The sequence below is a fragment of the Cellulophaga sp. HaHaR_3_176 genome (assembly GCF_019021925.1).
In the GTDB taxonomy this organism is placed as follows: Bacteria; Bacteroidota; Bacteroidia; order Flavobacteriales; family Flavobacteriaceae; genus Cellulophaga.
This window is the reverse complement of sequence record NZ_CP058990.1, coordinates 2,678,498-2,695,648: the sequence shown is the minus strand read 5'-3', so window position 1 is coordinate 2,695,648 and position 17,151 is coordinate 2,678,498. Positions and strand designations below refer to the sequence as shown.

At 31.4% G+C, this 17,151-nt stretch carries 12 protein-coding genes; 4 read left to right on the top strand and 8 right to left on the bottom strand.

Translation table 11 applies throughout. The features are described from left to right. Window positions 1-13 precede the first annotated feature (13 nt). Complete coding sequence (locus H0I23_RS11900) at window positions 14-2,134, top strand: peptidylprolyl isomerase (RefSeq protein ID WP_216783517.1); 2,121 nt, start codon at window positions 14-16, stop codon at window positions 2,132-2,134. A gap of 77 nt (window positions 2,135-2,211) precedes the next feature. Here the strand turns inward: H0I23_RS11900 and H0I23_RS11895 are convergent, their stop codons facing one another. Together H0I23_RS11895 and H0I23_RS11890 are read right to left on the bottom strand one after the other, a co-directional pair. Further along, the gene (locus H0I23_RS11895; RefSeq protein WP_216783516.1) at window positions 2,212-3,120 is read right to left on the bottom strand and encodes a GYDIA family GHMP kinase; all 909 of its coding nucleotides are present in this window, start codon (window positions 3,118-3,120) and stop codon (window positions 2,212-2,214) included. Continuing rightward, the gene (locus tag H0I23_RS11890; RefSeq protein WP_216786073.1) at window positions 3,120-4,439 is read right to left on the bottom strand and encodes a hydroxymethylglutaryl-CoA reductase, degradative; all 1,320 of its coding nucleotides are present in this window, start codon (window positions 4,437-4,439) and stop codon (window positions 3,120-3,122) included. Before H0I23_RS11890 ends, H0I23_RS11895 begins: the two co-directional genes overlap by 1 nt. 167 nt (window positions 4,440-4,606) lie before the next feature. Here H0I23_RS11890 and H0I23_RS11885 point away from each other — a divergent pair, with 167 nt between their 5' ends. Then, window positions 4,607-6,772: a S9 family peptidase gene (locus H0I23_RS11885; protein ID WP_216783515.1), complete on the top strand. Its 2,166-nt coding sequence runs from the start codon at window positions 4,607-4,609 to the stop codon at window positions 6,770-6,772. A gap of 30 nt (window positions 6,773-6,802) precedes the next feature. Next, entirely contained in the window at window positions 6,803-8,335 is a 1,533-nt protein-coding gene (locus H0I23_RS11880; protein WP_216783514.1) for a peptide MFS transporter, read from the top strand. On the opposite strand, the gene H0I23_RS11875 is transcribed toward H0I23_RS11880, so the two are convergent. The 5 genes from H0I23_RS11875 to surE all read right to left on the bottom strand — a co-directional run bounded on the left by H0I23_RS11875 (window position 8,336) and on the right by surE (window position 13,207). Further along, a complete protein-coding gene (locus H0I23_RS11875) occupies window positions 8,336-10,354 on the bottom strand; it encodes a ComEC/Rec2 family competence protein (protein WP_216783513.1) in 2,019 nt (672 codons plus the stop codon). A 15-nt stretch (window positions 10,355-10,369) separates the two neighbouring features. Next, on the bottom strand, window positions 10,370-10,936 hold the full coding sequence (locus tag H0I23_RS11870; protein ID WP_216783512.1) for a C40 family peptidase: 567 nt from the start codon (window positions 10,934-10,936) through the stop codon (window positions 10,370-10,372). A gap of 94 nt (window positions 10,937-11,030) precedes the next feature. After that, window positions 11,031-12,149: a lipid-A-disaccharide synthase gene (gene lpxB, locus H0I23_RS11865; RefSeq protein WP_216783511.1), complete on the bottom strand. Its 1,119-nt coding sequence runs from the start codon at window positions 12,147-12,149 to the stop codon at window positions 11,031-11,033. A gap of 3 nt (window positions 12,150-12,152) precedes the next feature. Then, entirely contained in the window at window positions 12,153-12,434 is a 282-nt protein-coding gene (locus tag H0I23_RS11860; protein WP_216783510.1) for a hypothetical protein, read from the bottom strand. Next, window positions 12,431-13,207, bottom strand: coding sequence for a 5'/3'-nucleotidase SurE (gene surE / locus H0I23_RS11855; protein WP_216783509.1), 777 nt, complete (start codon window positions 13,205-13,207; stop codon window positions 12,431-12,433). The genes H0I23_RS11860 and surE overlap by 4 nt, the downstream gene beginning before the upstream one ends. Before the next feature lie 191 nt (window positions 13,208-13,398). Between surE and H0I23_RS11850 the strand changes: the two genes are divergently transcribed. Next, entirely contained in the window at window positions 13,399-15,516 is a 2,118-nt protein-coding gene (locus H0I23_RS11850; RefSeq protein ID WP_216783508.1) for a carboxy terminal-processing peptidase, read from the top strand. 57 nt (window positions 15,517-15,573) lie between these two features. Here the strand turns inward: H0I23_RS11850 and H0I23_RS11845 are convergent, their stop codons facing one another. Beyond that, window positions 15,574-17,139 carry a YdiU family protein gene (locus H0I23_RS11845; RefSeq protein WP_216783507.1) on the bottom strand — a complete coding sequence of 522 codons (1,566 nt, stop codon included), beginning with the start codon at window positions 17,137-17,139 and terminating at the stop codon, window positions 15,574-15,576. Window positions 17,140-17,151 lie beyond the last annotated feature (12 nt).

Here is a 17,151-nt window from a genome sequence, read left to right as displayed (position 1 = left end):
ATAGAATATAATAATGGCAATTTTAGATAAAATAAGAAAGAAGACAACCATTTTAATCTTAATCATTGGTTTAGCTTTATTTGCATTTGTAATATCTGGTATATTTAGTGCAAATACATTTTCAGGCGATAAGGTAGGTTCAGCTATAGCTGAGGTAGATGGTGAAAGTATTTCTATTGATGAGTTTAGACAAAAAGTAGATGCAGCTTCTAGAAACTATGGCGCTAATGCTTCTTCTATGCAAGTAGTAAATAGTGTTTACGAACAAGAAGTTAGAAATGCAATTTTAGAAAAACAATTTGATGAGCTAGGCATATCTGTAGAGCATGATCAAATTGTAGAATTTTTAAAAACAAACCCTACATATTCTCAGTTACCTCAATTCTTGAATGAAAATGGTGTTTTTGATGAAAATAAATTTATCGAATTTGTTTCTGATTTAAAAGAAAACAACGCAGCAGGTTACCAAGATTGGTTGCAAACTGAAGCAGCAATTATAAATGCGGCTAAAGAGCAAATTTATTATAACTTAATTAGATCAGGTGTAGGTACAACTTTGAAAGAAGGAGAATTAGATTATAAATTAACTAATGATAAGTTAGATATAAAATATGTTCGTGTACCTTATTCTTCAATAGCAGATAGTACAATCGCTATTTCAAAAAGCGAAATAGAGTCTTATGTTAACAAGCATAAAGATAATTTCAAGCAAGAAGATAGTAGAGATATTCAATTTGTATATTTTCAAGAGAAAGCTTCTTTAGAAGATGAGAATTTAGTAAAAGCAAATATTGAAAAGCTTTTATCGGATAAACAAGTTTTTAATGAAACAACAAAGGAAACTGTAACAGAAGCCGGTTTTAGAAATACAACAAATATCGCAGCTTTTTTAGATATTAATTCTGATTCAAAGTTTGATACTATATATAATCCAAAAAGTAATTTACCATCAAAATTTGCTGATAGTATAATTGCTCTTCCAATAGGTGGGATTTATGGTCCTTACCGTGATGGTGATTCTTATAAAGTTACAAAATTAACAGGTCGTAAAGAGGGTGGTAATGTAAAAGCTAGTCATATCTTAATTACATATGTAGGTTCTCAATCTGCAGGTGATGATGTAATTAGAACAAAAGAAGAAGCAGAGAAAAAAGCTAAAGAAATTTTATCTGAAGCTAAAAAATCTGATGCTGATTTTGCTGAATTAGCAAAAACGAATTCAGAAGGGCCTTCTGCGCCAAGAGGTGGAGATTTAGGTTTTTTCCAAGAAGGTAGAATGGTTCAGGCTTTTAATGATTTTGCTTTTAATAATAAAGTAGGAACAATTGGAGTGGTTGAAACAGAATTTGGATTCCACGTTGTTAAGGTTGATGAAAAGCAAGATATATATCAAGTAGCTAATTTAGAAAGAGAAATTGAAGCTTCAGGAGAAACAATAGATATGTTATTTCAAAATGCAACTAAGTTTGAAATGGAGTCTATCGAAGGTGAAGGTTCATTTACAGAATTAGCAAAATCTAAAAATTATGTTGTTAGACCAGTTAATAAAATAAATGCTATGGATGAAAGCCTTCCTGGTTTGTCATCTCAACGTAGTATTGTGCAATGGGCATTTAATTCAGACTCGGAAATAGGAGATATTAAGCGTTTTGATCTTAATGATGGGTATGCAATTGTTCAATTGACTGCTAAATATAAAAAAGGATTAATGTCTTCTGAAGATGCTTCAGCAACTGTTCTTCCTATTTTACGTAAAGAAAAAAAAGCAGTTAAAATTCTAAGTGATAATAAAGGCAAATCTTTTGATGCTTTTGCAAAAGATAACAATGTGTCTTCATCAACTGCTTCAGCATTAACAGTTAAATCTCCAACCCTTCCAGGAGCTGGTAGAGAGCCTGCAGTAGTAGGTACAGCTTATGTGCTTGGCGAAGGAAAAACCTCTGGTCTTATAGAAGGTGAGACAGGTATTTTTATGGTTTCTGTAACAAAAAAGACCGAAGCTACAAAATTAGAAAACTATAGTACTTTTTCTAATACTTTAAAAGCTTCGAAAGTAAATAGAGTAAATGCAGCTGTTTATGAGTCTTTAAAGGAAGGTTCTGAAATAGAAGATAACAGATCAATGTTTTATTAATATTGATTAAATATATAGTATTAAAAAAGCCTCCTTTTAAAGGAGGTTTTTTTAATTTTAAATAAATGCTACATTTTCTAGAGCGTCATATCATCAAAAGAAAGAACAGTAGTGTATCCTTTATCTTTAAAATAATTAGGAGTGTTTTTATCTCCAGCAGCCATAATAAAATCGCCTCCCCAAGCACCTAAACTTTTAATGGCTCCTTTGTAATTATAAAATAATTGCTCTTGTATTGTTGGTGTTTTTAAAACTTTAGAAACTATGGCTTCATGGTTTTTTATTAAATCTTGAAAGGTTTCTAAATATGTGCAGGTAATAAATTCTTCGGTTAATTTGTTAATAGCTATTATAAACGCATCTAAATCAAATTCAGCCTTTCTGTATGTAGTAATACCATCTCTACTATTTTGTTTTTTATTTAAATGAATAAAATAAATTGCATCTTTAAAAGTGGGATTGAAGTTTATTTGTCTTGTGATAGGTCTTTTATCAATTAATTGATATGTTATAGGTGTGTTGTTGCTAGCACAAGCAATATCATAGCCACTGCCTTTAAAAGAGTTCCATAAAAGGGTATAAGGATCTACTTTTGCCCATTGTGCAATGTTGTTTATTAGTGTAGATGAAGAGCCTAAGCCCCAATCTCTAGCGAAACCTAGTTCTGTCTTTATTTCATAACCAAATGAAGTGTTTAAAAAATCAAAATTTAATTTTTTTGCTTCAATTAGCATTTTTTGCAATATACTAGCAATTTCTTGATCGCTAGTAGTTTTAATAGTTAATGAGTTTAAATCAAATACAGCAGTAAACCATTCTTTGTTGGTGATATCTAAACTCTGCCAATAAATTTCATTATTATCTTTTTCAGTAATTAATAATGTTTGCCCTTTTTTTGTTGGAATGGCTAAGCTGATAGCTCCATCAAGTACAGCGTACTCTCCGGTAATTAATAACTTTCCATTGCTGTAAAATTTTTTAGTCATTAGTTTTTGCGAAGTTTTTCAAATTCAGAAATTACGCCACTATGTGTTACTGTATTCTTTTTAAAATGATTTACAAGAATGTTTTTTTCATCGTCAGTAGCTCCCAGTTGATTTAAAATATTCATCAAGTGCATTTTCATATGGCCTTGTTGAATACCAGTAGTTACTAAAGAACGTACAGCAGCAAAATTTTGGGCAAGACCTGCAACAGCAACAATTTGCATTAAATCTTTAGCGGTAGGTTTTTGTAAAATTTCTAAAGCTAGTTTAACTAAAGGGTGCAGTCCAGTTAAGCCACCAATGGTACCTAAAGCTAGAGGTATTTCAATCCAAAATTTAAATATTCCTTTGTCAATACTAGCATGTGTTAGGCTGGTGTATGAGCCGTTTTTTGCTGCATATGCATGTATTCCCGCTTCAATGGCTCTAAAGTCATTACCTGTGGCTAAAACAACTGCGTCAATACCGTTCATAATACCTTTATTATGTGTTACAGCTCTATATGGTTCTACTTTTGCAATATTAACAGCTCTAATCATTTTTTTAGCAAACTCTGTTGGTGCAATAGTTTTATCATCATTTAAATCCTCAACAGGGCAACTAACTTCTGCTTTAACTATACAATTTGGAACATAGTTGCTTAAAATACTCATAACAACTTCAACCTTTTCATCATTAGTTGTGAAGTCTGAATAATTTTCAGCCTCTCTTTTTAATGTTTGTGCAAATTGTTCTAAACAAGAGTTTATGAAATTGGCTCCCATTGCATCTTTTGTTTCAAATGTGCAATGTAATTGGTAGTAGTCTGCTAAATCTTTTGTTTTATTTCTTAATTCTATATCTAAAACGCCTCCACCTCTTTTTACCATATTTTGGGTAAGGTGTAAAGAGTCTTTTAAAAGTATCGGTTTTATATAATCGAAAAAAGTTTTTAATTTTTTCGAATCTCCTTTGTACATAAAGTGCACTTGACCAACCTTTTCAGTACCCAGAACAGTAGTTTTAAAGCCGCCCTTACCTAGCCAAAATTTAGCAGCTTTACTTGCTGCAGCAACTACAGAGCTTTCTTCAATTGCCATTGGTATGGCGTATAACTTGTTGTTAATCAGGAAATTTGGAGCGATTCCTAATGGCAGGTAATAGTTAGAGATTGTATTTTCAATAAATTCATCATGTAGCTTTTGGAGTGTCGCATCAGTGTTCCAATACTTAGTCAAAGTAGTTATAGTTTCTTGCGTATTTGTAGTATACTTTTCCGCAATCCACTTTATTTTTTGGTCTTTTGTAAGCTTGGAAAATCCTTGAATAGGAGTAATCATATCATATTTGGTTTCGAATTTCAAAGATAGTAATTACCAGTTTACGATTTTAAGCCATTTTTCATTGAGTTTCTAGGCTATTTATGATGTTATATTTATTGTTAAAAGTTTATTTTTATGTGAAATAATTACTAAACTTGACCTTTTTAATGAAATTTTGAGAATAAATGAAAAAACTAACTTTTCTTTTCCTTTTGGTATTCAGTTTAACAGCTATTACTAACGCACAAAAAAGTAAGATTAAACTTGAAGAAATTTGGGGAGGAACATTCAGAACTGAACGATTAGATGCTTTAAAATCCTTAAAAAATGGAACTCAATATACGGTCTTAAATTTTGATAGAGCTACAAAAACCACTAGTGTAGATATATACGATTATGTAAGTCTTGAAAAAGTAGGAACTATCGTAAACTCTTCAAATTTAAAAGATGTACCATACTTTTCTTCATATGAATTTAGTATAGATGAAAGCAAAGTTTTATTAGCAACGGAGATTGAATCGGTATTTAGGCATTCAACTTTAGGTGTTTTTTATATTTATGATGTAAAAACGAAAGCAACAATTAAAATTTCAGATAATAAAATTCAAGAGCCAACGCTTTCTCCAGACAATAGTAAAGTTGCCTATGTATTTGAAAATAACATGTACATTTTTGACATAGCTAACAAAACAACTACTAAAGTAACTCAAGATGGAGTGAAAAATAAAATTATTAATGGTGTTACTGATTGGGTTTACGAAGAAGAGTTTGCATTTGTAAGAGCTTTTGATTGGAATTCAGATGGTACTAAAATTGCTTTTCTAAGATTTGATGAGACCAATGTTCCTGAATTTTCTATGGATATATATGGTCAAGATTTATACCAAACACAAAACGTTTTTAAATATCCAAAAGCTGGTGAAGATAATGCTATCGTATCATTACATATGTTAGATGTGAAGTCAGGAGCCATAAATAATGTAAATATCGAAGGTGCTTATTACATACCACGTATTGAGTGGATGAATAGTAAAAATACGCTAAGTGTTCAGGTTTTAAATAGACATCAAGATAATTTAAAACTATATGCTGTAAATGCAAAGAAAAATAGTGTGTCACTTCTTTTAGAAGAAAAAGATGCCGCTTATGTAGATATTACTGATAATTTAACTTTTCTAGAAGATGATAGCTTTATCTGGACAAGTGAAAAAGACGGGTATAACCATATTTATTTATATAATGAGGATGGTGAGTTGATGAATCAAATTACAAAAGGTGATTGGGAAGTAACGAATTATTATGGTTATGATCAAAATGAAGATAAAGTGTATTTCCAATCTACAGAAAATGGATCTATAAATAGAGATGTATATAGTATTGATACAAGTGGAGGTTCTAAAAAAAGATTAACATCTAAAGATGGTCAGAACAATGCGGATTTTAGTGCAGACTTTACTTATTTTATAAATACTTTTTCAAATGCAGTTACACCACCAGAATACACTTTGCATACTGCTTTGACAGGTGAAAAAGTAAAAGAAATACTTAATAATGAAGGTTTATCAAAAGCCTTAGAGTCATATGAAATTAGCGCTAAAGAATTTTCTACTATTTCTGTCAATGGAAATGATTTAAACATGTGGATGATTAAACCAGCTAATTTTGATGCAACTAAAAAATATCCATTATTTATGTTTCAATATAGTGGACCTGGTTCTCAGTCAGTTTCTAATACATGGATGTCGGCAAATGATTATTGGTATCAATTATTGGCATCAGAAGGTTATATTGTTGCTTGTGTTGATGGTCGAGGAACAGGGTTTAAAGGAAGAGATTTTAAAAAAGTTACTCAGAAAGAATTAGGTAAATACGAAGTTGAAGATCAAATAGCTGCAGCAAAACAGTTAAGTGAGCTAGCGTATGTAGATGATAATAGAACTGGTATTTGGGGTTGGAGTTATGGTGGTTTTATGTCTACTAATTGTGTTTTGAAAGGGAATGATACTTTTGAAATGGCAATAGCAGTAGCACCAGTTACATCATGGCGTTTTTACGACAGCATATACACTGAGCGTTATATGCAAACACCTCAAGAAAATGCTAGTGGTTATGACGATAACTCGCCATTTAATTATCCAGAACTTTTAAAAGGTAAATATTTATTGGTACATGGTACTGGCGATGACAATGTGCATGTGCAAAACAGTATGCGTATGGTAGAGGCTTTAGTACAGGCAAATAAGCAATTTGATTGGTCTATATATCCAGATAAAAACCATGGTATTTATGGGGGTAATACGAGGCTTCATTTGTATACAAAAATGACAAATTTTATCAAAGCTAATTTATAATCAAAACTCAAGAAAACTAACAAATTATATATGAAAAATACCATTAAAACCTTTGAAGAGCAAGAAATGTTCGGGCACCCCAAAGGCCTGTTTTATTTGTTTTTTGCAGAGCTGTGGGAACGATTTAGTTTTTATGGAATGCGAGCGTTACTTACGTTGTACATGGTTGATGTTGTTTTTGAAGCTCTTTCGACAAGAGATTTTGCAGCAGCAGCCGTATACGCATCTTATGGGTCTTTAGTTTACGCATCTACAGTTATTGGTGGTCGTATTTCTGATAAAATATTAGGAATGAGAAATTCCGTCTTTTTAGGTGGAATACTAATGGCATTCGGGCATTTTGTTTTAGCAGTAGAAAATAATTATGCGTTTTTTATAGCTCTAGCGCTAATAGTTGTAGGTAATGGTTTTTTTAAGCCAAATATTTCAACCTTTGTAGGTTCTCTTTATAAAGAAGATGATATCCGTAAAGATTCTGGTTTTGTTATCTTTTATATGGGTATTAATATCGGTGGTTTTGTAGCTCCGTTACTTTGTGGATGGCTTGGTAGAGAATATGGCTGGCATTATGGTTTTGGACTTGCCGGAATTGGTATGATGCTAGGTTTGATTGCTTTTTGGAGTGGAATTAAGAAAAATGTTTTCGGAGACAGAGGTTTACCACCGACAGAAACTATTTTGGATAAGCCAATATTAGGAGTAAAACAAGGAATAATGATTCCTGTTTTAGCAGTTGCTTCTGTTCCTCTTATAGCTTATTTACTTTCGTCTTATAAGGCTTTAGGTGAGAAAGGTAGTTTTCTTGAGGATGATAATATTGTAAACATAATCTTTTATGTTATAGCGGTAGCAATAGGTTTATTTCTATTGAAAATATTAGTAGAGGCTACTGCAGAAGAACGTAAAAAGCTTATTGTGGCTATTTTAATAACTTTTTTCATTACAATTTTCTGGGGCTTTCACGAGCTTTCAGGTAGTATTATTACATTGTTTGCAGCGCGTAACGTTAATCTAACTTTTATAGATGCTTCGCAAACTAATGCATTGAACTCAATGTATATTATAATTCTATCTATTCCTATTTCAATGATGTTTACTTATTTGAAAAAGAAAAAATTAGACCCACGTACTCCATATAAATTTGGTTTAGGATTAGCTTTTGCAGGTATAAGTTTCTTAATACTATCAATGAGTAGTGGAAGCGCAGATGAGAATGGGATGGTTCCGTTTTCTTATTTATTAATCATGTACTTCTTAATTTCTATAGGTGAATTATTTATGTCTCCTGTAGGGTTATCTAAAATAACAGATTTATCTCCAAAGCGTATTGTAGCATTTATGATGGGTATTTGGTTTTTAGCATCAGCATTTGCTTTTCAAATCGTAGGTTTCATTGGTAAGCAATTAGCTATTGAGAGTACAGATAAAAATGTAGGTGGTTTAGAAACTTTAGGTATTTATACTGATGGGTTTGGGTTGGTTGCTAAATATGCTCTTGGAGCGGCAGCTATAGTACTAATAGCATCACCGTTAATAAAAAAATTAATGGGAAAAGTACACTAGTTACTTTTTTAAATTAAAATAATAAGCTCCCTTTTCACCAGTATAGTGAAAAGGGAGTTTTCTTTTTTTACAGGTTTCTTTCCAGCGTAGCACATCGCTTTTATAATTACTACCATCAGTAATAATCAATCTAGGTTGAATAGAGTCAATCAGTATTTCTAAATTTATTTTAGGTGATTGAGTAAGTATAATATTCATTTGTTTTATAAAAGGATAAACAGTAGTGCTGTCAATGATATACAAATTAGATGAACCATAAGTATAACTATTCTTTAAAGAGTCTATAATTATCATTTCAGCCCTTTCTTCAGTGGCGTAAGTTTTGGTGATTTTAATAAAAGAGGTAGGGGTGTTGCTTAATAAATGTACATCAGTTCCTTTTTGGTATATTAAGGCTGTGTTTTTAGACCTGTGCAATACGTAAAGAGATTCTTTATTTGATGCTCTAAAACAATTGTAAATACTCCAAGTTTGCAAGAGCAATATTGAAAAAAGTAAAGCGACAGTTTTTTTAAATTTTACTTTTTGAAATGTTGAAATTAATAATACTACAGCTATGTATACTAGAAATAATTGAACTGCGTCAAATGAAATTTCTTTAATAATAAAGTTCTCTTGCTTTGCAATCCATTTAACGATAGCATTCATTAAATGTATAATATCGTTATAGGTATCTGTAATGATATTAATTGGGATGTTCCATATTGACAATATGATTACAACAATTCCATAACCAAGTATAAGCCCTAGAAATGGAATAATAATAAGGTTGGATATGAAAAATAAACTTGGAAATTGATGAAAATAAAATAAACTTATAGGTAATACGCCTAATTGGGCGGCAGCACTAATACTTAAAAGTTGCCATATTTTTCGTGCTATTAAATTTTTAGGAAACCATAAATTTTGTAGCATTGGATATATCCACACAATTGCAAAAACTGCGGCGTAACTCATTTGAAAACCAACTTGAAATAGGTAAGTGGGATTTATAAGTAAGATGAAAAATAGAGACAGCGCTAAAATATTAAATGTGTTTGTTGGTCTGTTTAAATATTTGGCATAAGCAAGAAAAGAAAACATGGTTACAGCTCTAACAATTGATGCGGATAATCCTGCTAGTAATGCAAAGCCCCATAATAAGAGTACTATTAGAGCTAATTTTATTTTTTTACCACTTTTAATCCTTTCAATAGGTTGTAACAAAAACTGGAGTATGTAAAGTAAAATACCAATGTGTAGGCCAGATAATGCCAGAATATGAACAGCTCCAGCATTTTTGTAATCTGTATATGTTGTTTCGCTTAAATCATTTCTTTGACCTAAAAGTAAAGCTTGGATAACAGTAAGTTCTTCCTTACCGAAGTTTTGTTTTTTAAGGCTTTCAATTATTTTAGATCTTAAATTTGATGCAATGCCGTAAATAGTGGAATTTGAGTCTGATAATTTTATGAGCTCACCTGCATTACTATTTATTTGATTATAAATAGCAAGACCTTCTAAGTATTCTTTATAATTAAATTGATGAGGATTTAGAGAAGGGGTTAAAGGGCTGAATTTTTTAAAAGTGATAAATTCATCATCTACTTTTAAATCAATTGTTGTAGTGTCTTTAATGATGTTTAGTAATATATTTCCTCTGCTTTCTTTTCTGTCAATCGATAAAACCTCTCCGATATATTTTTTTGAATATAATGTTGGTTTCAGTATATCAATAATTTTAATATGTACTTCTCTCGGTTGGTTGTTATTATTATTTATGTAATGAAGGTCGAGATTTTTTGGATTAGCTATGGTTATAGCTGTAACCCCAATAAAAAACATTAGTAGAAGCGCTGTTATTCCGAAATAAATAGAATTAGCAGTCTGTTTTAGCTTGAACAAAAATAAAAGAAAGGTGAAGCCAATAGCTACAATGCTAATTGTTATAGGTAGAGGTAATATAAAATAGTGACCAAATAAAATTCCTGCAATTAAAAAAAGTGTCAATTTAATTGGCACAAATTTTAATAATTGCATAAATAAAAAGGTTAGTTATAAGACTCTGGTTGCTTTAATAAATGCATAATTCCAGTAGCCTTCTTTTAGTGAAGATACAATAACTCCTCTAGATGAAGTGGAGTGTATAAACTTTATCTCTCCATCATCAACAGAAACAACGAGCCCAACGTGGTTTATTTTTTTAGATTTTTTGCTGGTTTTAAAAAAAAGTAAGTCTCCTTTATCAACGTTTTTTATTTTAATATTTTCGCCTTCTTCAGCCATCACATAAGATACTCTTGGTAAAGAAACATCATGGTCGTTAAAAGCCACATACAAAAGCCCAGAACAATCCATTCCTTTTTTAGTTGTTCCTCCATATTTATATCGCGTTCCTGAAAATGCCAGAGCAGAATTTATGATACCATCTACTTTAGTGTCTTCAGAACGAGATTTCTCAGACTTTACTTCGAGAATATTTATAGGTTTGCTTGTATCTGTATTACGGGCCTCTACGGTAATTTTTCGTTCATCGCTATTTCTAGAAGATATCTTTTTTTTTGAAGCTCCACAGCTAACAATTAAAAAAGAAGAAAGAAGGTAAATAAATTTTCGATTCATCAAGTAATATTTGGGAAACTCTATAATCAAATTTAAATAAATATTTTTGAATGATGAAGGTATTTGTGCCTTGTCAAATGTTAAAAAATAAAAGCTACTTATTTAAATTAGTGTAAATAAGTTCAGCAACATTTTCGCTGGCACCTTTGCCACCTAGTTTTTTCTCAAGCAAATCATAGTTGTCCAATAATTCAACTCTATGTTTAGGTTCTAGAATTTTAGTAAGCTGTTTTTTTAAATTTGCAGTAGTCAAGTCATCTTGTATCAATTCCTTTACAACCTCTTTATCCATTATTAAATTAACAAGTGAAATGTATTTTAATGTAATTATACGTTTAGCTATTTGGTAAGAAATCCAATTACCTTTATAGCAAACAACTTGTGGCACTTTAAATAAAGCAGTTTCTAAGGTAGCTGTTCCGCTAGTTACAAGTGCCGCATGCGAGGCTTGTAATAAGGCGTATGTTTTATTTGAAATTAGATTTATTTGAGAATTTTTTAAAAAGGGATTGTAAAAATCTAAATCTAAACTTGGTGCTCCTGCAATTACAAATTGGTATTTTTTAAAATCGCTAGTGATTGATAGCATTACAGTCAGCATTTTAGATACTTCTTGTTTTCTGCTTCCGGGCAAAAGCGCAATAATAGGCTTTTCTAAATCTAAGTTATATTCTTTTCTAAAAGCTACTTCATTTATTTTAGGTGTGTTGTGTATTGCATCAATTAATGGATGACCCACAAAATTTACTTGAAAATTATGTTTTTCTTCATAGAATTTTTTTTCAAAAGGCAGAGTAACATACATTTTGTCAATTGTACTTTTTATCTTTTCAATTCTACTTTCTCTTGATGCCCATATTTGAGGGGCAATATAATAGTTGGTTTTAAAACCTTCTTGTTTTGCCCATTTTGCAATTCGAAGATTAAAGCCAGAATAATCTATAAATACTATAACATCAGGATTGAAAAGTTGAATGTCTTTTTTGCAGAAAGAAATATTTTTAAAAATAGTTCCAATATTAGCAACTACCTCAAGAAAACCCATAAAGGCAAGCTCTTTATAATGTTTAGCCAAAGTTCCACCAGCATCTTGCATTAAATCACCACCCCAACATCTAATATCAGCATTAACATCTTTATTTTTTAATGCTTTTATCAGATTAGATCCGTGCAAATCCCCTGATGCTTCTCCTGCAATTATATAATATTTCATTCTTTAAAAAACTTTATAATACATAATCAATAAAGCGGTTAAAATGGTAGCAATTAGTACTCCTCTGGCTCTTAAATCTCTTTTTAATTTTAAAAAAGCAAAAAATGCGATTAGATTTAAAATCGCGCCAAGAGCAAGTAAGCTACCTACGTGCTCTTCTCTAACAGCTGCTTGGTATGTTTCTGAAATGCTGAGTTTTGAAAAAATAATAATATAAAGTAAAGTACCTGTAATGTTCGCTATTAGTCCAATTACAAATCCTATAAGTATTTCTTTTTTATTCATTTTAAATTCCAGTTATTTAAAGTTTGTATGGCGTGGTGCGCAGTTAAATCAAATTGAGTTGGTACAACAGATATATATCCTTTTGAAAGTGCCCATTCGTCGGTATCTTCACCTTTGTCTAAAAGTTCAAATTTACCGGTAAGCCAATAATATTCTTTGCCCATAGGACTAACTCTTTTATCAAATTTTTCTTTCCAATTTGCTCGTGCTTGTCGGCAAATTTTCACTCCTTTTATTTCTTTCTTATGTAATTTAGGAATATTTACATTTAAAACTACCCCTGGCGGAATACCATTTTCTAAAGCTTCTGTAACAATATTTTGAATAAACTTTTTAGCTTGACTAAAATCTGCCTCCCAACTAAAATCACACAAAGAGAAGCCAATTGCAGGAATACCCTCTATGCCAGCTTCAATAGCAGCACTCATTGTACCCGAATAAATTACGTTAATTGATGAATTTGATCCGTGATTGATCCCACTAACACAAATATCTGGCTTTTTTTTCAAAATTTCTTGTAGTCCTAATTTTACGCAATCAGCAGGAGTGCCACTACAACTGTATTCTTCTGTATTATCATCATCTAAATCAATCTTGACTTTTTTCGAATACAGCGTGTTATCTATGGTTATCGCGTGTCCCATGCCAGATTGGGGGCTGTCTGGGGCAACAACAATTACATCACCAATTTCTTTCATATAACTGACTAATGCACGCAAGCCAGGTGCAGTAATTCCGTCATCATTTGTTATTAAAATTAAAGGTTTTTTCATAAAGTATAATTATTACTGTAAAAATACGTTTTTCATAAAGAATTGTTGAATAAACCCTTTAACAAAAGTTTTGCTAAGCCCCCGTCTATGTGGCACGGTTTTTTCATTATCTTAGATGATTCATTTTTAGGATGACAGCTAATTCTTATAAGAAGGATTTTGAAAGTCCTCAACACAAAAAAAAGTAGTACATGAAAAATAAATTAGCCTACGCACTTTTAATGATGTTATTCGCAGTAGCATCATGTAGTTTTACAAATAAATCTTTTGAAAACGATGATAAGGATAAGCTTTTACTAGACCTTATAACCTATGTTTTAGAAAAAGGACACTATCAACCAAAAGATATTAATGATGATTTTTCAGTTGAAGTTTTTGAAGATTTTATTGATGGTTTAGATCCTACTAAACGTTACTTTTTAGAAAGTGATATTCAAGATTTTGAACAATTTAAATTTCAAATTGATGATCAGATAAAAAATACAGACATTGCTTTTTTTAATGCTGTTTATGAGCGTTTAATGGTTCGAATGAACGAAGCTAAGAGTATCTATAAAGAAGTTTTGTCAGAATCGTTTGATTATAAGACAAAAGAACTTATCGATATCGATTATGATAAACAACCTTTTGTTAGTTCTAGAAAAGAATTAAAAGAAAGGTGGAGAAAGCAATTAAAGTATGCTACTCTTGGTAATTATGATTCTAAAATAATGAAAGAAGACGATGAAGATTCAAAAAAAATGAGTTCTAAAGAAGCCGAAAAAGAAGCTCGTGCTGATACAGAAAAAACATTGGATGAATTTTTTGATTTTGTAGCAGATTTAGATCGTAAGGATTGGTTTGTGCAGTACATTAATACAATTGTAGAAGAATTTGATCCTCATACTTTTTATTTTGCACCTGAAGAAAAAGAGAAGTTTGATACAAGAATGTCAGGTAAGTTTGAAGGAATTGGAGCAAGATTGCAAAAGCGTAAAGAAGGTATTAAGATTGTTGAAATAATTTCAGGAGGACCAGTATGGAGAGATCAACAAATTGAAGTTGGTGATGAAATACTAAAAGTAGGCCAGCATACAGAGCCGCCAGTTAGTATTGTTGGTATGCGTTTAGATGATGCTATTAAATTGATAAAAGGAGCAAAAGGTACCGTTGTTGATTTAACAATGAGAAAGGTTGATGGTAGTGTAGAGGTTATTTCAATAACTCGTGATGTCGTTGAGTTAGAAGAAACTTTTGCTAAATCAGCAAATATTATAAAAGATGATCAGAAATTTGGAATTATAAATTTACCTCAATTTTATGTGAGTTTTGATGATTATGAAGGAGAGAGAAATGCCGCATCAGATGTTGCTAAAGAGGTAGAGAGACTAAAAGAAGAGGGCGTTCAAGGTCTTATTTTAGATTTAAGAGATAATGGAGGGGGATCTTTAAAAACTGTTGTTGAAATGGCAGGTTTATTTATTAAAGAAGGTCCTATTGTTCAAGTTAGATCTAACGATAACCAAAAAGAAGTTCATGACGATGTTGATGATCGTATTCAATGGGATGGACCTTTAGTTATTTTAGTAAATGAATTATCTGCTTCGGCTTCTGAAATATTAGCAGCAGCAATGCAAGATTATAAAAGAGCTGTAGTTATCGGTAGTAAGCAAACATTCGGTAAAGGAACTGTGCAAAATGTAATTCCTTTAGAGCGTATTGTTCGAAGTAATGAGCATGGCGATTTAGGTGCTATTAAATTAACAACTCAGAAATTTTACAGAATTAATGGAGGATCAACTCAGTTAGAAGGTGTGAAGTCTGATGTAGTTGTGCCAGACAAGTATAGTTATATTGATTTAGGTGAGCGTGACCAACAAAACCCATTAGCTTGGGATAAAATATCACCTGCTGATTATACTGTTTGGGATGGGCATATTGATTATGAAAGTACAGTGAAAAATAGTACTAAGCGTATGTCGGGTAATTCTCAAATTAAACTTATTGAAGAGAACGCAAAATGGTTAAAAGAACAGCAAGATGAAACTGCAGTTTCTTTAAATTATGACGATTACAAACAAGAAGAAAAAATAAATAAAGAAAGATCTAAGTACTTTAAAACACTTTCAGATTACGATTCTAAATTAACTTTCGAATCATTAAAATATGAAGAAGGCTTATTTGTGCAAGATTCAGTTTTAAGAGAAAAACGTAACCGTTGGCATAAAGATTTAGCTAAAGATGTTTATGTAGAAGAGGCTGTTAATGTTTTAGAAGATTTGAAAACAAATTCTATTAAAAACGGAAAATTAGCAAGTATTAAAGGTTAATATTTTAAAGTAAGTCATAAAAAAGGTCCCATTTAATAAATGGGACCTTTTTTATTTTTAAGAACTGCATGATAGCATTGAGCAGCCAACTTTATTTCGTGCCCATTCGGGTCTTTTTGCAAACCAATCATTGTGTAAAGGTTGTTCAGAATACGGTTTTTTTAATAATTCAAAAAATGTTTCGATAAGCGAGTAGTCACCTTCATCTGCTTTATCAATAGCTAACTGTGCCATATAGTTTCTTAGAACATATTTAGGGTTCACAGCATTCATTTTCTCTTGTCTTTCTGTGTCAGTGTAGTTTTCACCACTTAAACGCTTTAAATAATCTGAAAACCAATTAATCCAAAGTGTTCGTATTTCGCCTTTTAGCTCTTTAGGCTGGTAAAATGCTTCTTGTATGCTATTTAAGCAAGCGTCAGTATCATCTGTTTTTTTTATACTACTAATCTTTCTAAAAAAAATAGTCATATCGGTTTCAGTAAGTTGTAACACTTCTTCAAGGGTATTCAATAATTCATTGTCGGAATCTTGATTAGTAAACAATCCGATTTTAGATTTCATCATGTTTAAATATCTCATAGAGTAATCATTTTTATAGGACTCCAATATTTCTTCTAACGGTTCTGCATCTTCAATTAATGGGTACAGTGCATTAGCAAGTTGGTATAAATTCCATAAGCCAACATTCCCTTGGTTGCCGTATCTATATCTTTTATGTTGCCTATCGGTGGTATTAGGTGTCCACCCGTCATCAAAACCTTCAAGCCAACCGTAAGGTCCAAAATCGATAGTTAAACCTAGTATCGACATATTATCTGTATTCATTACTCCGTGAACAAAACCGACACGTTGCCAATGAATAATCATCTCTAATGTGCGTTCAGTAACTTCTTTGAAAAAAGCGATATATGCTTCTTTTGATGTTGATTTGATTTGAGGGTAAAAGTTTTTGATGGTATAATCAACTAAGTTTTTTAGTGTTTTGTAATCTTGCCTTGAGCTGAAAATTTCATAACTGCCGAATCGTAAAAAAGAAGGAGCTACTCTTGATACTATTGCTCCTTTTTCATAATCTGGATTTCCATTGTATAATACATCCCTTAAAACTTTATCTCCTGATAAAGCTATTGATAGAGCTCTTGTGGTAGGTATACCTAAATGATACATAGCTTCACTGCATAAATACTCCCTGATAGATGATCTTAATACGGCAAGCCCATCAGCAGTTCTAGAATAAGGAGTTTCGCCAGCACCTTTTAATTGCAAGGCCCATTTTTTGTCATCATAAAGTATTTCACCAAGGTTTATAGCTCTACCATCACCTAATTGACCAGCCCAATTACCGAACTGATGTCCGCCATAACACATAGCGTACGGTTTAGAGTTTTCTATAATTTCATTTCCTGTAATAATATTTAAAAATTTAGTTGATTTTAAATCTTCAGATGTGAAACCTAAATTTTTTGCCATTTCTGGCGATGTATGAATGAGTTGAGGGTTACTAGTTTTTTTAGGAACAACATATGAATAGCAAGCTTTTTCTACTTGCCTTCTTGTGTTTTCTGAGATAGGATCTTCAGGAAGCTCATTCGTAAAAGTATTTTTCAAGACAATATTCATAGCAATTTTTAT

Excerpts from the sequence above, each read along its gene's own strand:
- H0I23_RS11845 (WP_216783507.1), bottom strand. The coding sequence starts at position 17,139 with ATGAATATTGTCTTGAAAAATACTTTTACGAATGAGCTTCCTGAAGAT.
- H0I23_RS11850 (WP_216783508.1), top strand. The coding sequence starts at position 13,399 with ATGAAAAATAAATTAGCCTACGCACTTTTAATGATGTTATTCGCAGTA.
- H0I23_RS11870 (WP_216783512.1), bottom strand. The coding sequence starts at position 10,936 with ATGAATCGAAAATTTATTTACCTTCTTTCTTCTTTTTTAATTGTTAGC.
- lpxB (WP_216783511.1), bottom strand. The coding sequence starts at position 12,149 with ATGAAATATTATATAATTGCAGGAGAAGCATCAGGGGATTTGCACGGA.
- H0I23_RS11900 (WP_216783517.1), top strand. The coding sequence starts at position 14 with ATGGCAATTTTAGATAAAATAAGAAAGAAGACAACCATTTTAATCTTA.
- H0I23_RS11895 (WP_216783516.1), bottom strand. The coding sequence starts at position 3,120 with ATGACTAAAAAATTTTACAGCAATGGAAAGTTATTAATTACCGGAGAG.
- H0I23_RS11875 (WP_216783513.1), bottom strand. The coding sequence starts at position 10,354 with ATGCAATTATTAAAATTTGTGCCAATTAAATTGACACTTTTTTTAATT.
- H0I23_RS11885 (WP_216783515.1), top strand. The coding sequence starts at position 4,607 with ATGAAAAAACTAACTTTTCTTTTCCTTTTGGTATTCAGTTTAACAGCT.
- H0I23_RS11860 (WP_216783510.1), bottom strand. The coding sequence starts at position 12,434 with ATGAATAAAAAAGAAATACTTATAGGATTTGTAATTGGACTAATAGCG.
- H0I23_RS11880 (WP_216783514.1), top strand. The coding sequence starts at position 6,803 with ATGAAAAATACCATTAAAACCTTTGAAGAGCAAGAAATGTTCGGGCAC.
- H0I23_RS11890 (WP_216786073.1), bottom strand. The coding sequence starts at position 4,439 with ATGATTACTCCTATTCAAGGATTTTCCAAGCTTACAAAAGACCAAAAA.
- surE (WP_216783509.1), bottom strand. The coding sequence starts at position 13,207 with ATGAAAAAACCTTTAATTTTAATAACAAATGATGACGGAATTACTGCA.